Annotated in this window: 15 protein-coding genes; 10 read left to right on the forward strand and 5 right to left on the reverse strand. The window is 64.0% G+C overall.

The genetic code is table 11. The annotated features are described in order from the left end of the window. Positions 1-33: 33 nt before the first annotated feature. Positions 34-477 carry a gamma-glutamylcyclotransferase family protein gene (locus CK218_RS00455; protein ID WP_095777325.1) on the forward strand — a complete coding sequence of 148 codons (444 nt, stop codon included), beginning with the start codon at positions 34-36 and terminating at the stop codon, positions 475-477. A 174-nt stretch (positions 478-651) separates the two neighbouring features. On the opposite strand, the gene CK218_RS00460 is transcribed toward CK218_RS00455, so the two are convergent. Continuing rightward, entirely contained in the window at positions 652-1,257 is a 606-nt protein-coding gene (locus CK218_RS00460; protein ID WP_067326641.1) for an NADPH-dependent FMN reductase, read from the reverse strand. Positions 1,258-1,349: 92 nt separating this feature from the next. Here CK218_RS00460 and CK218_RS00465 point away from each other — a divergent pair, with 92 nt between their 5' ends. Continuing rightward, a complete protein-coding gene (locus CK218_RS00465) occupies positions 1,350-1,718 on the forward strand; it encodes a helix-turn-helix domain-containing protein (RefSeq protein ID WP_066994462.1) in 369 nt (122 codons plus the stop codon). Between the two features lie 481 nt (positions 1,719-2,199). Here CK218_RS00465 and CK218_RS00475 read toward each other — a convergent pair whose 3' ends face one another. Continuing rightward, positions 2,200-2,595: an acyl-CoA thioesterase gene (locus CK218_RS00475; RefSeq protein ID WP_066994459.1), complete on the reverse strand. Its 396-nt coding sequence runs from the start codon at positions 2,593-2,595 to the stop codon at positions 2,200-2,202. Positions 2,596-2,783: 188 nt separating this feature from the next. Here CK218_RS00475 and CK218_RS00480 point away from each other — a divergent pair, with 188 nt between their 5' ends. Genes CK218_RS00480 through CK218_RS00490 form a run of 3 tightly spaced genes read left to right on the forward strand, consistent with a single transcriptional unit; the run spans position 2,784 to position 6,528 of the window. Beyond that, positions 2,784-4,400 carry a GMC family oxidoreductase N-terminal domain-containing protein gene (locus CK218_RS00480; RefSeq protein WP_095826555.1) on the forward strand — a complete coding sequence of 539 codons (1,617 nt, stop codon included), beginning with the start codon at positions 2,784-2,786 and terminating at the stop codon, positions 4,398-4,400. Then, positions 4,397-5,608, forward strand: coding sequence for a mandelate racemase/muconate lactonizing enzyme family protein (locus CK218_RS00485; RefSeq protein WP_095826556.1), 1,212 nt, complete (start codon positions 4,397-4,399; stop codon positions 5,606-5,608). The genes CK218_RS00480 and CK218_RS00485 overlap by 4 nt, the downstream gene beginning before the upstream one ends. Next, positions 5,605-6,528 (forward strand): NAD(P)-dependent oxidoreductase, encoded by a 924-nt coding sequence (locus CK218_RS00490; protein ID WP_095826557.1) that lies wholly within the window; start codon positions 5,605-5,607, stop codon positions 6,526-6,528. Before CK218_RS00485 ends, CK218_RS00490 begins: the two co-directional genes overlap by 4 nt. Before the next feature lie 72 nt (positions 6,529-6,600). On the opposite strand, the gene CK218_RS00495 is transcribed toward CK218_RS00490, so the two are convergent. Beyond that, positions 6,601-7,539: a diacylglycerol kinase family protein gene (locus tag CK218_RS00495; protein ID WP_095826558.1), complete on the reverse strand. Its 939-nt coding sequence runs from the start codon at positions 7,537-7,539 to the stop codon at positions 6,601-6,603. Positions 7,540-8,367: 828 nt separating this feature from the next. Between CK218_RS00495 and CK218_RS00500 the strand changes: the two genes are divergently transcribed. Beyond that, positions 8,368-8,889: a hypothetical protein gene (locus CK218_RS00500; protein WP_095826559.1), complete on the forward strand. Its 522-nt coding sequence runs from the start codon at positions 8,368-8,370 to the stop codon at positions 8,887-8,889. 56 nt (positions 8,890-8,945) lie between these two features. Here the strand turns inward: CK218_RS00500 and CK218_RS00505 are convergent, their stop codons facing one another. Continuing rightward, positions 8,946-9,434, reverse strand: a complete 489-nt coding sequence (locus tag CK218_RS00505) for a hypothetical protein (RefSeq protein ID WP_245434827.1) — start codon at positions 9,432-9,434, stop codon at positions 8,946-8,948. A 250-nt stretch (positions 9,435-9,684) separates the two neighbouring features. Between CK218_RS00505 and CK218_RS00510 the strand changes: the two genes are divergently transcribed. Continuing rightward, complete coding sequence (locus CK218_RS00510) at positions 9,685-10,209, forward strand: DUF2314 domain-containing protein (RefSeq protein ID WP_348626854.1); 525 nt, start codon at positions 9,685-9,687, stop codon at positions 10,207-10,209. 74 nt (positions 10,210-10,283) lie between these two features. Here CK218_RS00510 and CK218_RS00515 read toward each other — a convergent pair whose 3' ends face one another. Continuing rightward, positions 10,284-11,327, reverse strand: a complete 1,044-nt coding sequence (locus CK218_RS00515) for a CapA family protein (protein ID WP_095826560.1) — start codon at positions 11,325-11,327, stop codon at positions 10,284-10,286. Between the two features lie 118 nt (positions 11,328-11,445). On the opposite strand from CK218_RS00515, the gene CK218_RS00520 reads away from it, so the two are divergent. The 3 genes from CK218_RS00520 (at position 11,446) to CK218_RS00535 (ending at position 17,813) form a co-directional block, all read left to right on the forward strand. Further along, positions 11,446-12,699 (forward strand): hypothetical protein, encoded by a 1,254-nt coding sequence (locus CK218_RS00520; protein ID WP_095826561.1) that lies wholly within the window; start codon positions 11,446-11,448, stop codon positions 12,697-12,699. Between the two features lie 118 nt (positions 12,700-12,817). Then, on the forward strand, positions 12,818-15,895 hold the full coding sequence (gene uvrB / locus CK218_RS00525; RefSeq protein WP_095826562.1) for an excinuclease ABC subunit UvrB: 3,078 nt from the start codon (positions 12,818-12,820) through the stop codon (positions 15,893-15,895). Positions 15,896-16,286: 391 nt separating this feature from the next. Then, positions 16,287-17,813, forward strand: a complete 1,527-nt coding sequence (locus CK218_RS00535; protein WP_095826563.1) for an ABC-F family ATP-binding cassette domain-containing protein — start codon at positions 16,287-16,289, stop codon at positions 17,811-17,813. Positions 17,814-17,838: the final 25 nt, after the last annotated feature.

The raw sequence follows: 17,838 nt of genomic DNA on the forward strand, positions 1-17,838 counted from the left end.
GATTTGCACCTGCCCTGAACATGGCGAAAACGGATGAACTTCCAGCTTCGGCCGGCGTTCCGGAGAATGCTCGTCAACCTCTTCGTGTTCGGAACCTTGAAGAGAGGGTTTCCTCTTCACAAGGCGGGTTTGTCCGGGGCCGCGTGCATCGGTGCCTGCAGGACCCGTGAGCGTTTCCCGATGCTGATTGCCGGACCTCGCTTCGCTCCGATGATGTTCAATGAACCGGGTCTCGGCTTCCACGTCAGGGGCGAGCTCTACGCGGTCGACGACCGCGCCCTGGCTGGGCTTGACCGGATCGAATCCGTTGGCAAGCCCGGCAACCTGCGCGTCCCGATCGAGGTTGAGCCCATTGAAGGCGGTCCGCATGTGGTGGCGCAGGCTTACATGAAATCCCGCCGTCTCGCGGATCCCGTCCATTCGGGATATCTGGATTTCTACGACGATCGGCGTTTCAAACTTCACGCGAACGACTAAGGTTGCGCCCGAAGGATGCCCAATTGAAATCCGACTTTCTCCAGTATGTCTGACATAAAAGCGGCAGCAGAGCGAAATCCTTGAGCGATCGTCTGTCGACGACCGAGGCTTCCGCAAATAAAAGGGGCGGCGCAAGCGCCGCCCGTAGATGATATTTTGGGAGGATGAAGCGGCTTAAGCCGCCTGGGCTTCACTGGCGATCGCGTCGGCGGCGCGCGCCGCCTTCAGCACCTTCGCCCACCAGGCAACGTCATTGATGAGCGCCGCCGCCGCCTGGTTCAGATGTTCGATCTCTTCCAGCTTCTTGTCGCCCTGGCGGACCGCAAGGAAATCGCCCCAGGCGATGTGCACTGCCGACTTGACCGGCGCCATTTGCAGCTCGACGGCGATCAGGCGAAGCTGCTCGACGGCGCGCGCGCCGCCGACGCTGCCATAGCCGACGAAACCGGCCGGCTTCTTGTTCCATTCATTGGCGGCGTAATCGATGGCGTTCTTCAAGACGGCGGTCGGCGCGTGATTGTATTCGGCCGCGGTGAAGATAAAGCCGTCGAACTCGGCGACCTTCTTCTGCCAGCGCTGCGCCACCTCGTTCTGCGACGGTGCCCAGGCGGAGGATGCGACCTCATCGAAGAACGGCAGCGGCCAGTCGCGCAAATCAACGACTTCGACGTCGATATCGGCATGCGTCTTGGCAATCTTGGCGATCCACTGCGTCGGGACGTCGGCGAAGCGGGCGGCGCGCGTCGAACCGACGACAATGGCGATTTTGGGTTTGGACATAAGGGGGCTCTCCTTGCGGGGGAATTTCGGTATCGTTTGGATACCGGCGCTATATGTGATACTGACAAAGTGGCGCGCAAGGAGGCACATTTTTGTTACCGAGGCACCCGTACAACACTGAGGACTGCCGGGCCGTATCGGAAATCCTACAACGGGTCGGCGACAAATGGACCGTTTTGGTGGTCGGCAAGCTGGGCGGCGGACCGATGCGCTTCAATGAATTGCGCACGGCCGTCGGCGGCATCTCACAGAAAATGCTGACCATCACCTTGCGCGGCCTGGAGCGGGACGGCTTTGTCACGCGCAAGGTTTTTCCGACCATTCCTCCGCGCGTCGATTACGAGCTGACCGAGCTCGGCCACGAGTTGCTGGTGCCGGTTGGCGCGCTCGGCGAATGGGCACGAAAGAATACCAATCGAGTACGCGCGGCACGCGCGAAATTCGATGGCGAGCATCCCTGAAAGCCTTGAAGCTCAACGTGTTGCAAGCATCGCGTCGCAGCGTTGCTGACTGCGCAAGGAGTCTGCAGTTGTGTCTTTTTGACCTGTCGTATTCGGAGGGCACATCAACCTTTAGTGCCCCGCCCGACCCTGACGGCTTTGGTCGCGTCTGAGACGACCATTCAGGCTTTTGACGTGGTACTGCCACGCGGCGCCAAGGAGCAGATTGCGCGCATCGCTCCCTGACTCTGCTCCGCCCCGAGGCCATGCATCCACACCGTGCGCGGGAGCTCTTTTTTCACTTCTACATAGGCAGTTATGCCGAGCAGACAGGCGAGTGCGAGAAGGGCTGCCACGAGCCAGCCGTTCAGCATATGTTGACGCATTGTCTTTCCTCCAGCGGCACGCACCCTCGGGCGCGGAAGCAACCATCGGACGTCGTCGGACGCACGTCCCGCGCAAGAGTTGTTACAAATTTGCCTGTCCGGAAAAGCGTTCGCCGTCAGCTTTCGGCTGGGACCGGCTTCGGCTTGCCGTCGCCGTCGAGCGCCACCATGACGAAATCGGCATGGGTGACCTTCTCCATCAGGTCGGCGAGATAACGCTGCGCCCAGGCCTCGACCTTGAGCGTCATCGAGGTGCGGCCGACGCGCTCGACATGGGTGTAGATGCAGAGCGTGTCGCCGATCTTCATCGGCTTGGCGAAGGACATCTCCTTGACCGCCGCCGTCACCACACGGCCCTTGGCCCGTTCGGCCGCGCGGATGCCGCAGGCCAGGTCCATTTGCGCCATCACCCAGCCGCCAAATATGTCGCCGGCGGCATTGGCATCCGACGGCATGGCGAGCGTCCTCAATGTCAGGTCGCCGAGCGGCTTGCCGTCCGCGTAGTGCACCATGAGGGGTCCTCCAGCCGCTGCTTCCTGAAGCCGTACCAATGCCATCGCGATGTCGCAAGCTTTGCTGAAGGCGAAGGACGCGTCGCGGCTCGGTCGCTTTTTTCACAAGCCATGCCGGAAGCCCCAGCGACGACGTGAGCCGGCAATGTCTAGGGTAAGCGCCGGATCTCGGAGCCCGCCCGCGCATCATGCAGACTTATGATTTCATTATCGTCGGCTCCGGCTCGGCCGGTTCGGTGGTCGCGGAAAGGCTCTCGGCCTCGGGCCGCTTCTCGGTCTTGGTGCTTGAAGCCGGCGGCAGCGATCGCCGCTTCTATGTCCAGATGCCGCTCGGCTACGGGAAGACCTTCTTCGATCCGGCCGTCAACTGGAACTACAAGGCCGATCCCGATCCCGGCCTCGGCAACAATGCCGACCACTGGCCGCGCGGCAAGCTGCTCGGCGGCTCGAGCTCGATCAACGCCATGGTCTTCATCCGCGGCGCGCGCGAGGACTTCGATGCCTGGGCCGCCGCCGGCAATGCGGGCTGGAGCTATGACGACCTGCTCCCCGCTTTCAAAGCGTTGGAGGACAACGAGGCCGGCGCCGACCAATGGCGCGGGGTCGGCGGCCCCTTGCACATCACCGATTGCTCGAATGCGGTGCATCCGCTGACCAAGCGCTATCTGGCGGCCGCCCAGCAGGCCGGACTGCCGTTAAATCCGGATTTTAACGGCGCCTCCCAGGAGGGCGTCGGCGTCTACCAGATCACCACCAGGAACGGCCGCCGCATGTCCGCCGCCCGCGCGTTCCTGCGCCCGGCGATGAAGCGCAACAATGTGCGCGTCGAGACCAACGCGCTGGCGACGAAAATCCTGTTCGAGGGCAAGCGCGCCGTCGGCGTCGAGTACCAGCAAAACGGCGAAACCAAGAGGGTCCGCGCGGGCCGCGAGGTGATCCTCTCCGGCGGCTCGGTCAACTCGCCGCAACTGCTGCAGCTCTCCGGTGTGGGCCCGTCGGCGCTGCTCGGCGATCTCGGCATCCCGGTCGTCCACGCCAACGACAATGTCGGGGCCAACCTGCAAGACCATGTCGGCATCAACTACACCTTCAAGGGCAAGCTGCCGACGCTGAACCAGATCCTGCGGCCATGGTGGGGCAAGCTGCTGGTGGGCATGCAGTACATCCTGCTGCGTTCCGGTCCGCTGTCGCTGTCGATGAACAATGCCGGCGGCTTCTTCCGCACCGACCCGTCGATGGCGCGGCCGAACATGCAGCTCTATTTCCAGGCCTTCTCCACCGTCATCCCCAAGAGCGGAGAGCGCCCGATCCTGACGCCCGATCCGTGGCCGGGCTTCTCCATCGGACTTTCCAATTGCCGGCCGTCGAGTCGCGGCGAGATCATGATCCGCTCGAAGGATCCGCGCGACTATCCGAAGATCACGGCGAACGCCTATTCGACCAACGCCGATGTCGACGAGATGCTGGCGGCGGTGAAGTTCGTGCGCAAGATCGCCTCGATGCCGGCGATGGCCGAGATCATCGAGGAAGAAGTTTTGCCTGGTCCGTCAATTACTTCCGATGCCGATCTGATTCAGGATTTCAGGAAGCGCTCGGGCACCGTCTACCATCCCGTCTCGACCTGTCGCATGGGTCCGGACGCTTCGCGCGCCGTCGTCGATCCCCGGCTTCGGGTGCATGGGCTCGAGGGCTTGCGTGTGATCGACGCATCGATCTTTCCCGACAACATCACGGGCAACACCAACGCCGCCGCAATCCTCACCGGATGGAAAGGCGCCGAGCGGGTTCTGGAGGATCAGAAATGAAAGTCACCGACGTCAAGACCTGGGTTGTCGGCAACCCGCCGCCCGGCATCGGCGGCAAGTATTTCATCTTCGTCAAGCTCACCACCGATGGCGGCGTGGTCGGCTATGGCGAGGCCTACAACGCCACCTTCTCGGCGCATGTCACCGCAAAAATGATCGAGGATATGGCCGAGCGCTACCTCATCGGCCGCGATCCGCACGATATCGAGAACCTCTTCCGCCGCGTCTATTCCTCCGGCTTCACCCAGCGTCCCGACGTTTCCGGGATGGGCTGCTTTTCGGCACTCGAAATGGCCTGCTGGGACATCATCGGCAAGGAGGCCGGCAAGCCGGCCTACAAGCTGCTCGGCGGCCAGGTGCACGAGACGCTGCGCTCCTACACCTATCTGTATCCGCACACCGGCAGCGTCCATTCGGAAGACGCCCGCGGCCAGAACGTCTACAACGATCCAGACATGGCCGCGGCCTGCGCTCTGGAATATGTCGAGCAGGGATTTAACGCCGTCAAGCTCGACCCGGCCGGGCCTTACACGGCCTATGACGGCCATCAGCCGCGCCTGATCGACATCGACCTCTCGGTGCGCATGATCAAGGCGATCCGCGAGGCGGTAGGCACCAGGGCGGACATCCTGTTCGGAACCCATGGCCAGTTCACCGCCTCCGGTGCGCTTCGTATGGCGCGTGCAATCGAGCCCTACGATCCGCTGTGGTTCGAGGAGCCGGTGCCGCCGGACATGCCCGAGGTGATGGCGCAGGTCGCTCGCGGCACATCGATCCCGATCGCCACCGGCGAGCGGCTGACGACGAAATTCGAATTCGCGCGCGTCATCGAGAACCGCGCCGCAACCATCCTGCAGCCGGATCTCGGCCGCTCCGGCGGCATTCTCGAAACCAAGAAGATCGCCGCCATGGCCGAGGCCTACCACATCCAGGTGGCGCCGCATTGCTATTGCGGGCCGATCGTCGGCGCCGCCAACATCCAGCTTGCGGTGACTCTGCCCAACTTCCTCATCCTGGAATCGTTGAAGCAGTGGGACGGTTTTCACGCCACGCTGCTCAAGAAGAAGATCGAATGGCAGGATGGCCACGTCATCCCGTCGAAGGAGCCAGGCCTCGGTGTCGAGCTCAACGAGGAAATCTGCGAGGCGCACCCCTATAGCGCCAAGGACCTGCATCTGCAGATGATGCAGACGCCGCTGATGCCGTGACCGCGCGCCTCGCCTACGCCTTCATCGGCCTTGGTCATCTCGGCGGCAACCTTGCCGCCAGCCTGCTGCGCCACGGCTTCGCTGTTGCCGTTTTCGATCGTGACCCAGCGGCGGTTGCGCGTTTGGTCGCGCTCGGCGCTACGGCGGCGGCGAGCCCGGCGGATGCCGCGACCCGCGCCGGGAATGCGATCACCTGCCTGCCCTCGCCGAAAGTGAGCGAAGCTGTGCTCGCCGGTTCTGACGGATTGCTGGACGGCCTGGCCGCCGGCGGCACCTGGATCGAAATGTCGACCAATGGCCGCGACGAGATCCTGCGGCTGGCCGCACTTGCTTCGGCGAAAGGTGTCGAGACGCTGGAATGTCCGGTCACCGGCGGCGTGCACCTGGCGGCGGCAGGAAAGATCACCGCGCTGGTCGGCGGCGACGCCGCGCTCTACGAGCGCCACCGGCCGGCGATCGAGGCGATGTGCGCGAAGTCGTTGCTGATGGGACCGGTCGGCTCGGGGGCGGTGATCAAGGTCATCACCAACATGCTGGCCTTCATTCATCTGGTCGCCGCCGGCGAGGCATTGATGCTCGCCAACCAGGGCGGGCTCGACCTCGCCCAGGCCTATCACGCCATCGTCGCCTCTTCCGGCAACAGCTTCGTCCACGAGACCGAAAGCCAGCTCATCCTGAACGGCTCCTACGACATCGGCTTCACCATGGACCTGGCTTTGAAGGATCTCGGTTTCGCGTTGGGCATGGCCAGGGATTTTCGCGTGCCGCTGCAACTGGCACCACTCGTCAACCAGATTTTCGAGGTCGGCAGGCAGAAGTATGGCGGTGGCGCCTGGTCGACCCAGATCGTCAAGCTTCTGGAGGATGCGGTCGGCACGGAGCTTCGCGCGCCAGGCTTCCCGGCCAAGCTCGAACTGTAATCCGCCAAAACTTTAGCCAGCTATTTCAATCGCCTAATCACACCGGCGGAATCAAACCTTCAGGCAGGCGATTCAACACCTGAGCGTCAATGCGCCGGGCAATATCTCGAAAGTTGCCGGAATCCGACCTGGCGACTCGCCGTCTATGTCGACTAGCGCTCCGTTCTTCTCAACGTCGCCTAGCGGTTCGACCAGCACCTTGCGACCGCGCAGGATGGTGATCGCCGGATGGTTGCGGTGGCGCCCGCCATAGAGGAGACGGATGTCGCGGATCAGCCCAAGCTTGCCGGCGGCGCGCAGGATGACGACATCGAACTGGCCGTCGGACAGATCGGCGTCCGGCGCAATCATCATCCCGCCACCGAAGAATTTCCCGTTGGCTACCGCCACCAGCGCCATGCGCGCCTCGACCGGCTCGCCGTCGTCTATGGTGATCCTGACCTCCTGGAAGCGATAGCGGATGAATTCCAGCACTGTGCGCCAGAAGAAAAGCGCTTTGGCCGCGACCCTGCCCTTGCGCTTGTCCGCATTGACCGCGCGATCGGTGGCGCCGGAGAGGCCGAGGCTGGCGATGTTGATGAAGTGACGGCTGGCGAGCGCGCCGTGGTCGTCGATGTAGCAGACGCGGCCGGCATCGACCTTGCGCGCGCCGGCGCCGGCGATACGCGCCAGTGCTTCCTCGATTTCGTCGGGCAGGCCGAGCCCTCTGGCGAAGTCGATACCGGTGCCGCAGGGCAAAAGGCCGAGCGCGCTGGTCCGGCCGGTCTCATGCTCTGCCTGCAGCAGTCCGTCCGCCACCTCGCTGGCGGTGCCGTCGCCGCCGGCCGCGATCACCAGATCGCACCCGCTGGCCGCGAGGTCGATTGCCAATCGCTCGGCGTCGCCGCTGGTCTGCGTCTCGCGCAGCTCGAAATCGCCGAAATGCCTCTTGAGCGATGCGGCGGCTTCGGACCAATGCCGCTTGAGCTTGCCCCCTCCCGCTATCGGATTGAGAACCACCCCGACCTTCAACCTGATCTCCCCCGAGGCATGTTGCGTGGAAGCGCAAGGCGACTCGGCTGATGCAGCGCCACAGCACTTTGCCGGCATTCAAACGCGGGCCGACTGGCGGGGCAAGGCTCATCGTCGAAAGGACCGCGGAAAATGGGGACAGGCTGTCTAAGGCGTTCGGCCCGCAAATTCCGAGACTTGTCGCATCGGTCCCCGATAATCCCGCTATCCACAGGTCCGCGTCTATTCCGCAAATTCCTTACCCGGCATACATTGAACCCATCTCAGGCGGCTACCGAACGCCCCGGCCGAAAGGCAGAAGCGCAAGGCGGATTTCCTGAGGCCCGTACGGCCCAGAACGAGAGCAGGTTCGCCTGCTGGAGGGACGGATGCCGAGACCTACGGGGTGCCGCGGAAAGCGTGCGAACGCCGACGGCGGACCGATGCTGCCATGAAGGCGGGTGAAACCTTCGATGGTGCGCCGGCAAAGCCCGCAAGGGCGGAGATCGGCGTGGTCTGGAACGGACGCTGCCTTCGGGTGGCGACTGGCAGGACCGTCAAAATCAAGGCCGGCCTGGCGCGACGACTTTACGGAAGTTGCTGCCGTAACCGGTTCCTGATCTGACAGGGAGGCGCTGGGAGCAATCCCAGCGCCGACTGTCTTTTGGGCTGCCCCTTCACCGGCCCTTCCCAGCGTCCGGCACCGCTCCAGCATCTGCCACTGATGCTTCCCCGCCACAGTCGCAAGCCAAGCAACGCGCCGACACGCTCAATTCACAATCGCGGCCAAATCCCGCCTTGTTCCCCGGCGATTGATCGCCTGGGAACGAAGTTCAAAGGGACAAGACCGTGATCAAGACCGCCCTTGTCGCCATGACCATTGTCGGCTGCGACTGCGACGCCAAGCTCTGCGAGTATATCGGCGAGACTCCCGCCAAATGGGCGACGATTGCCGACTGCGAAGCGGCGATGAAGAGCCAGATGCTGCATCAGCGCAATTTCAATTATCCGCTGGTTTCCGGCATCTGCCGCACCAAAGGGTCGGCATCGACTTCGGAGCTCGCAGCCAAAGCGTCAAGGCCGGAGCTGAGGCCGCCGAACCGCGTCGTCGAACCCATTGCCCCATTGCCGCCCGAGCTCAGCCGTCGGCCGAGCGTCCCGGTCGGCACGACGGTGACGGCCAGCGAGACGGAAGCCGCGCGGCCTGTTGCCTTCGAGGCCGCGGTCGACGGCGGCAGCGCCGTGCTCTATCGCACCAAGGCTGGTTATGCCGTGGTCAAGACCGATCTCGGCCGCGCGGCCAACGCGACGGTGGACATGGCAAAGCGATCGGCGAACTGGCTGGCGGGACTGGTGCCGAGCGGGCTGTAATCCAGCACCGGAAGCGCACGAAACCGGTATTCCAGGCACTTGAATATCAGCGCGCCTTACAGTTTGACCTTCAGCGTCTGCCAGAATTTGTCGATCATCGGTTGCTCGGTTGCGGTGTCCTGATCGCCGATGCGTGTGATGAACAGCAGCCCCTGATCGGCAAGACCGAAGCCGACGATCTCGAAATCGGCCTTGTCGGTACGCGTCTTCACCGTGGCTTTGATGCCGGTCAACTGCTTGCCGTCGGCGAGCTTGCGGGTCGTCGGCTCCTGTATCAGCGTGCCGCCCGCCTGAACCGACTCCTTGGTCATCTCCTGCAGCATCAGCTGATTGAGCGACACCGGATTCATCTTGCCGTATTCCTGCACCACGACGACGGTGCCGAGGGCCGAGGCAGCGAGGTATTGGGTGATGCTCTCGCCGAGATCCGTCTTGGTGACGGAAATGCTGCTCGGATGAACAAAGGAAAACCTGCCGCCGGAGAAAGTGGCGAAGTCGTTGCGGTCGAGCCGCACCCTGGCCCTCTTACCGCCGGGCAAGGTCACGTCTGCATCCTCGCCGGGATCATCGCCGTGGCACCAAGTTTCATTCGCATGTCCTGTCCTCTCCGGCGCTCGGCGCTTTCGACTCTTTGACGACCTAGAGCGCTTCCGTTCCCGTTACCATCCGCTCGTGACGGATAGACTGACCACCCGGCAAAACCATAGGGGTACCGGAACGCTGCAGACGAAGGCCGCCGCTGGCGCGTCGGAACAATGCAGTGCCTGATTGATAATGCCGGCACGATGCGGGAAGATGAGCGCCTACCTGGAGTTGGGGGGCTTCATGACCTTTGCCGTTCGCGCCACACTAAGCTTGTTACTGGCACTCGCGCCCTTGCCTGTTCGAGCGCAGGACACCGATCAGGGTGACGACAAAACGGTGATGGTAGCCCCGGACGATGCCGAAATGGCGGCGGCGATTGCAAAGGCACGATCCAGCCTGGACGACTTCCTGGCTTTGTCCGACGCGCCGCCGCCGGGAACCGGCAGGTTCAAGCTGAAGGTCATGGTGGTCGACGGACATGCGACGGAGCATTTCTGGGTCATCCCCTTCAAGCGGACCGCCACCGGCTTTGTCGGCATATTGGCGAACGAGCCTAAACTCGTCCGCAACGTCGTATTCGGCCAGAACATCGAATTCTCCAAGGACGATATCTCCGACTGGGGATACACCAGGGACGGCCATCAGGTCGGCAGCTTCACCGTCTGCGTGATGTTCAAGAAAATGTCCAAGGAAGAAGCGGATTACATGCGCACCCAATACGGCTTCGACTGCTGAACTGCATCCAAGGCATTACAGCTGTCTTTGCGGCAAGCTCGCCGCGGCCAGTCGGGCCGGTCAGCAGTCGGCTGTCAGCCGGAAAAGATCGCGCTCAGGCGTTCGGTAACCTTCCGCTTCAACAATTCCTCCTTCAGCGCCTCCACCGGCACCAGCTGCTCATGGCCGGCTTTGGCGAGGCGCATGAAGAAATGCAGTTTGTAAGCGGCAATCTTGCCTCGCGCGGCTGCGTCCGTGCGGACGTCGACGACCAGGATCGAACCGATGCGGCCGGGCCATGGCTGCCTGGCAAAAGCCGTGCCGAGGAAGTCGCCAAGACCGTAGGCGACGAGCGCATCGCCGATGCGCTCGAGCGGCTGTACGACATGGGCGTGGTGGCCGGCAATCAGCCGGACGCCGCGACCCGCCAGCCGTCGCGCCAGTGCCCGCGTCGCAGGTCTCGGAAAATGCCGGAACTCCCAGTCCCAATGCGGCGCCGCGCAGAGCAAGTCGACGTCCGCGAGGATCCCGAGCGGCCATTCGGCCGGATCGCCCGCCATGGAAATCCGCGCCCGAAATTCGGCCTCGTCAGCGTTGCGCCAAAGCGTGAACGCGGCGAAGCCGATCGTCAGCGGCCCGGCGGCCTGGTGTTGGACCGGGCCGCCGGCCGCGGTGCCGATGGTGCGGATGCCGAGCCGCTTCAGCGCCGCGACCGTCTCGTCGAAGCCGGCAACGCCCTGGTCGAGGACATGATTGTTGGCGAGCGACAGCACGAGCCTGTCACGGGCAATGCCGACGGCTGCCAGCGAATCCGCCAGGAAGCGTTCGCTCATCGCGTGATGCGTGCCAAGCCGCGTGCCCGCCACCGCGCTCGGCCGCTCGACGATCGGGCTTTCGCAATTGCCGACCACGAGATCGGCCGAAGCGAGCAGCGCCGCGATCGCAGGGTCGCATTCCGGCACCCTGCGATTGGCGACCGCCGACAGGTCGCCGATGAAGGCAAGCCGCACAGTTTGCGTTGGCCCCGGCACCATCAGCGTCGCTGCCGGGGCCGCGAAACCGTTTCTGTCGCCGCCAAGCGACGGCTTCAGAAAACGCGGCAGCCACGACAATTTGTAGGAGAGCGGATAATTCGACACGCGATGCCCAACCGTTTGCCATCGTGTGTAGACCGTCTACGCGACAGGAGAAAGCTGCAGGCGAAGCGCCGCAAATCCGTATATTGTGGCTGGCGGGATTGGGACGGGAGGATCCATCGTGAAGCGACTGTCGGGCCTTGTGGCACTCACACTCTTGCTGCTCCTGCCGTTTGCTTACGCCAAAGCGGCTAGCCCCGACCCGGCCGCCCTGTTCGAGGCGAAGACCGTAGCGGATCGGAATACTGCCTTGGCGGCACTGGAGGCGGCGGCACCGAGCGATCCGGCATCGGCCTATGCCGCCGGCGCCGGCGAATTCTTTACCGCGCTGGAAATCCTGGCCAGCGGTCTGCATCGGCACGGTTTCGAGAGCCCGCAATCCTTCATGCTACCGCTGATGCGGCTGCCCGTGCCGGACAATCCCAGTCCCGAGCCGCTCACCTATGAAAAGTTCCGCGCCATCCTGATCGCTTTCCGCGACCGTCTGGAGAAATCCGCCGCCACGCTGGGCTCGGTGCCCACCGACGCCGATATCGGCATGGTGGTCGACCTCGCTCATGCCGGTATCGATCTCAACGAGGACGGCAGCATCGCGCCGGACGAAAGCATCGCCGCGATCATGGCCTCGCTCTCACGCGGCGGCGTCGACGCAAGCGATGCCGCCCCTTCGCTTACCTTCCGCTTCGACCGCGCCGACGGTTTCTGGCTGCAAGGTTATGCCGAGTTCCTGATGGCGCAGGCCGATTTCTGGCTGGCGCATGATTTCAGAGCCATGTTCGACGGCTCTTTCCACATGCTGTTTCCGCACGCGAAACTGCCGCTGCAGGACGCGCTGGTCCCGCCGGATGGCGGCATGAGCGGCAGCATCTTCGCCTCGGAATGGCGCTTTGCCGACTTCATCTCGCTGGTGCATCTCGTCAACTGGCCGGTGATCGAGCCGGAGCGCCGGAAGGCGGCGCGCCGTCACCTGCTGGAGATGATCCGGCTTTCGCGCGAGGACTGGAAAGCGATACGCGCCGAAACCGACAATGACCGCGAATGGCTGCCGGGACCGCAGCAGAAGGGCGTCAACCCGCTCACCGGCCTCGAGGTCGGCGAGGCGCAAGTGCAGGCATGGCTTGCCGCCCTGACCATGGCTGAGGACCTTCTCGAAGGCCGCGTGCTGCTGCCGCATTTCCGCGTCATCGGCAAAGGCATCAACATGAAGCGCTTCTTCGACGAGCCGAAACCTTTCGACCTCGTCCTGTCGATCACCGGCCCGGCCATCGCGCCTTACCTCGAAAGTGGAAAAATCCTCACCAGCGACGATTTCAATCAGATTCAGCGCGAGTTCGGCGGCGCCGGCTTCCTGATATTCGCGCTGTGGTTCAACTGAAACGAAACGGCGCGCGCGACATGCCTCCTGACAGGCTTCTGTCAGCAGGCTCGGCAGCGCGCACCCGCCATTTCACTCCGCTCTTTCCATTTCGGCCGAGTCCTCCCATATTCGGGCCATGGCCAAACGCACCGACAAGAAAACGCCCTCGCCGGCGCAAGAGGGCGCGCCGAAACGGCGCAGTCCGCTGACCGAATTCCTCGACGCCGCCGAGCCCCTGGAGCGCGGCGGCTTCGCCGAAGCACCGCAAAGCGAGTTCTCCGGCGCGCCTCTCACCGGCTCGATCTCCGATTGGGCCGGGCAGATCGAGCGCGAGGCGCAAAAGCAGCCGAAGGCTAAAGCGCCGAGGAAGGTCCCCGAGCGCTCTGCTGCGCCCGGGCGCACGGCGCGCGGCACCTCGATGGGCGGCGCGGCATCGGCGAAAGAACGCGCCGCCGCCGGCCTCAACCCGGTGGCCGGTCTCGACATCAGCCTGGAGGACGCCGAGCAGGTTTCCTCGAGCGGTGTGACCGCGACCGTCGCCGCACTGTCGAGGCTCATCGAATCCGGCAATCCGCTGCACAAGGATGGCCAGCTTTGGACGCCGCACCGGCCTGCCCGGCCGGAAAAATCGGAAGGCGGCATCGCCATCAAGATGGTGTCGGATTTCGAGCCCGCCGGCGACCAGCCGACCGCCATCAAGGACCTTGTCGAGGGTGTCGAGCAAAGCGACCGCACCCAGGTGCTGCTCGGCGTGACCGGCTCCGGCAAGACCTTCACCATGGCCAAGGTGATCGAGGAAACGCAGCGCCCTGCCCTGATCCTGGCGCCGAACAAGACGCTGGCCGCGCAGCTCTACGCCGAGTTCAAGAAATTCTTCCCCGAAAACGCGGTCGAGTATTTCGTCTCCTATTACGACTACTACCAGCCGGAAGCCTACGTCCCGCGCACCGACACCTATATCGAGAAGGAATCCTCGATCAACGAGCAGATCGACCGCATGCGCCACTCGGCGACGCGCTCGCTGCTGGAGCGTGATGACGTCATCATCGTCGCCTCCGTCTCCTGCATCTACGGTATCGGCTCGGTCGAGACCTACACGGCGATGACCTTCCAGATGCAGGTCGGTGACCGGCTCGACCAGCGCGCCTTGCTTGCCGACCTCGTCGCCCAGCAATACAAGCGCCAGGACATCAACTTCGTGCGCGGCTCGTTCCGCGTGCGCGGCGACACGATCGAGATCTTTCCGGCCCACCTCGAAGACCGCGCCTGGCGCATCTCGATGTTCGGCGACGAGATCGAGGCGATCACCGAGTTCGATCCGCTGACCGGCCAGAAGACCGGTGAGCTGAAGAGCGTCAAGATCTACGCCAATTCGCACTATGTGACGCCGCGGCCGACCTTGAATCAGGCTATCAAGTCGATCAAGGAAGAGCTGCAATACCGCCTGCAAGAGCTTGAAAAGGCTGGCCGTCTGCTTGAAGCGCAACGTCTCGAGCAGCGCACGCGCTTCGACCTCGAGATGCTCGAAGCGACCGGTTCCTGCGCCGGCATCGAGAATTATTCGCGCTATCTCACCGGTCGCCAGCCGGGCGAGCCGCCGCCGACCCTGTTCGAATATGTGCCGGACAATGCGCTGATCTTCATCGACGAGAGCCACGTCACAGTGCCGCAGATCGGCGGCATGTATCGCGGCGACTTCCGCCGCAAGGCGACGCTGGCCGAGTATGGCTTCCGCCTGCCCTCCTGCATGGACAACCGGCCGCTGCACTTCGAGGAATGGGACGCCATGCGCCCGCTGTCGATCGCCGTCTCGGCGACGCCGGGCGGCTGGGAGCTCGACCAGTCCGGCGGCGTCTTCGCCGAGCAGGTCATCCGCCCGACCGGGCTGATCGACCCGCCGGTCGAGGTGCGCCCCGCCAAGAGCCAGGTCGACGATGTCGTCGGCGAAATCCGCGAGACGACCAGGCTGGGCTACCGCACGCTGGTCACGGTTCTCACCAAGCGCATGGCCGAAGACCTCACCGAATATCTGCATGAGAACGGCATTCGAGTCCGCTACATGCATTCCGACATCGACACGCTGGAGCGCATCGAGATCCTGCGCGACCTGCGCCTCGGCGCCTTCGACGTGCTGGTCGGCATCAACCTGCTCCGCGAAGGCCTCGACATTCCCGAATGCGGCTTCGTCGCCATCCTCGACGCCGACAAGGAAGGTTTTTTGCGCTCCGAGACCTCGCTGATCCAGACGATCGGCCGCGCCGCGCGCAACGTCGACGGCAAGGTCATCCTCTACGCCGACCAGATCACCGGCTCGATGGAACGGGCGATGGCGGAGACCAACCGCCGCCGCGAGAAGCAGATGGAGTGGAACGCGGCCAACGGCATCACGCCGGAATCGGTCAAGTCGCGCATCGCCGACATCCTCGATTCCGTCTACGAGAAGGACCACGTGCGCGCCGACATCTCGCAGTTCACCGACGATGCCGGCGCCATGATAGGCAACAATCTGAAAACCCATCTCGAGGCGCTGGACAAGCAGATGCGCGATGCCGCCGCCAATCTCGACTTCGAGAAGGCCGCCCGCATCCGCGACGAGATCAAGCGGCTGCGGGAGATGGAACTGTCCATCTCGGACGACCCGCTTGCCCGCTACGCCGATATGGAAAGCCCGGTTTCCGGCCGCGAGAAAGGCAGGCACAACAAGGGACGTGCGGTGCACCGCTCCGTCGATGACGACGCCAAGGGCCTGTTCCGCAAGCCGCATCTCGACGAGATGGGCGCCGACGGCGCGGTGCCGGTGAAGAATCCGCTTTTCGCCAAGCCGTCGATCGACGACATGGGACCGGGCACCGACATGCCGACGCCGGCTGGCGCGGTCTCGCGTTCGCTGTTCAAGAAGCAATCGGCGCAGGAAGCGCATGGCTCCGACTTCGGCATCCCGGGCGACCGCACCGGGTCGCTGTTCCGCAAGAACTCGCTCGACGAGATGACGGTGCGCCGGACCGAAAAACCCGTCGAAGGAACGGTGCCTACGAAGCCACGGCCAATCTCCCCCCTTGTGGGGGAGATGTCCGGCAGGACAGAGGGGGGCGCGAAGGAACGCGACGATAAACCCATCGTCCGCCAGCGCTCTGGCATCGGCTCTTACGAAGACCCAGCCGATGAGCGCCGTCAAAAGCGCCGGCCGAGCAAGACTGGGCGGCCGGGGCACTGATTTCTGAAGAGATTGATATGTTGCCGGCGGGACAGCGCTCTGTCCTGCCGGACATCTCGCCCACAATGGGCCCACAAGAGGGGAGATCGGTAGGTTCAGCGCCCCCGCTCTGTCCTGCCGCCCCTTGCCATGCCCCCTCCCCAGGTGTACCAGTTTCCCCAACTCGAACATCTGGAAAGGAGGGCTGCGTGTCTATCGATCACCACCGTCAGCGCGGCCCTGTCTGTGCCCTGCGAGCTTGCTTGCAGGGCTGACCAGGACGGTCCGGGAATTTTCCCCCGCTTCGATTTTTGGTCTGCCCTTCGTGGTGCCGCTGATCTCGGCCTGATGGCCTACCGGCGCACCGTCAAAGTGCATTGAGCCGGGCTCCGGCAAGACCAGAGAAATCGACATGGCCCTGATCAGCCTCAAATCCCTCGGCGTCACCATGAGTGCGCCGCTCTTCTCCAACCTCGACCTCATCATCGGTGCCGGCGACCGGCTGGGCATCGTCGCGGCGAACGGCCGTGGCAAAACCACCCTGCTCAGATGCCTGGCGGGCGAGCTGGACGCCACGAGCGGCGACATCACCCGGACGCGCGGCTTGCGCGTCGGCCATGTCGAGCAATCCGTCCCCGGCGCGCAGCTCGACCGTAGCTTCCATCAGGTGGTTGCCGATGCCTTGCCGCCTGAGCAGCTTGGCAGCGAGCTTTGGCGCGTCGACGTGGTGCTGGATTCGCTCGATGTGCCCGAGGACATGCGCGACAGGCCGATGCGGGCCTTGAGCGGCGGCTGGCAAAGGCTGGCGCTGATCGCCCGCGTCTGGGTCACCAACCCGGACGTGCTTCTGCTCGACGAGCCGACCAACCATCTCGACCTCGCCAAGATCGGCCAGCTCGAAACCTGGCTCAACGCGCTGCCACGCGAGGTCCCGGTGATCATCGCCAGCCACGACCGCGCCTTTCTCGACGCCACCACCAACCGCACGCTCTTCCTGCGCCCGGAAGAATCGCCGGTGTTTTCGCTGCCCTATTCGCGCGCCCGGCAGGCGCTCGACGAGGTCGACGCCTCGACGGCGCGGCGGTTCGAGCGCGACATGAAGGTCGCACAGCAGTTGCGCCGGCAGGCAGCCAAGCTCAACAACATCGGCATCAATTCCGGCAGCGACCTGCTGACGGTCAAAACCAAGCAGCTCAGGGAGCGGGCCGAAAGGCTGGAAGATGCAGCCGTGGCAGCGCATCGCGAGCGTTCGGCCGGCGCGATCCGATTGGCCAACCGCGGCACCCACGCCAAGGTGCTGATCACGCTCGACGACCCGGCGGTCGAAACGCCCGACGGCACGCTGCTGTTCAGGACCGGCAAGCGCCATATCTGCCAAGGCGACCGCATCGTGCTGCTCGGCCGCAACGGTGTCGGCAAATCGCGCTTCATTGCGATGATCCGCGCCGCCATCGCCGAACCGGGGTCGGAAGAAAGCGTCAAGGTGACGCCGTCGACCGTGCTCGGCTACAGCGACCAGGCTCTGTCCGGCATCGGCGCCGACGCCACCCCGCTGGCGATGGTCTCGCGCCGCTTCGAGATCGGCGAGCAGCGCGCCCGCTCGCTTCTCGCCGGCGCCGGCGTCGCCATAGAGATGCAGGAGAAAAGGATCGCCGCGTTGTCGGGCGGACAGCGGTCGAGGCTGATGTTGCTGGTGCTGCGGCTTCTCAACCCCAATTTCTACCTCCTCGACGAGCCGACCAATCACCTCGACATTGACGGCCAGGAAGCGCTGGAGGACGAGTTGCTGAAGCATCAGGCAAGCTGCCTGCTCGCCTCGCACGACCGCTCCTTCATCCGCGCGATCGGCAACCGGTTCTGGCTGATCGAGAAGCGGCGGCTGACCGAAGTCGACAGTCCGGAAGGGTTCTTCCGCTCGGTGGCCGCGACGGAGCGCTGAGAGCCACGACAAGGCCGGCCTATAC

This window comes from Mesorhizobium sp. WSM3879 (assembly GCF_002294915.1).
Taxonomy (GTDB): Bacteria; Pseudomonadota; Alphaproteobacteria; order Rhizobiales; family Rhizobiaceae; genus Mesorhizobium.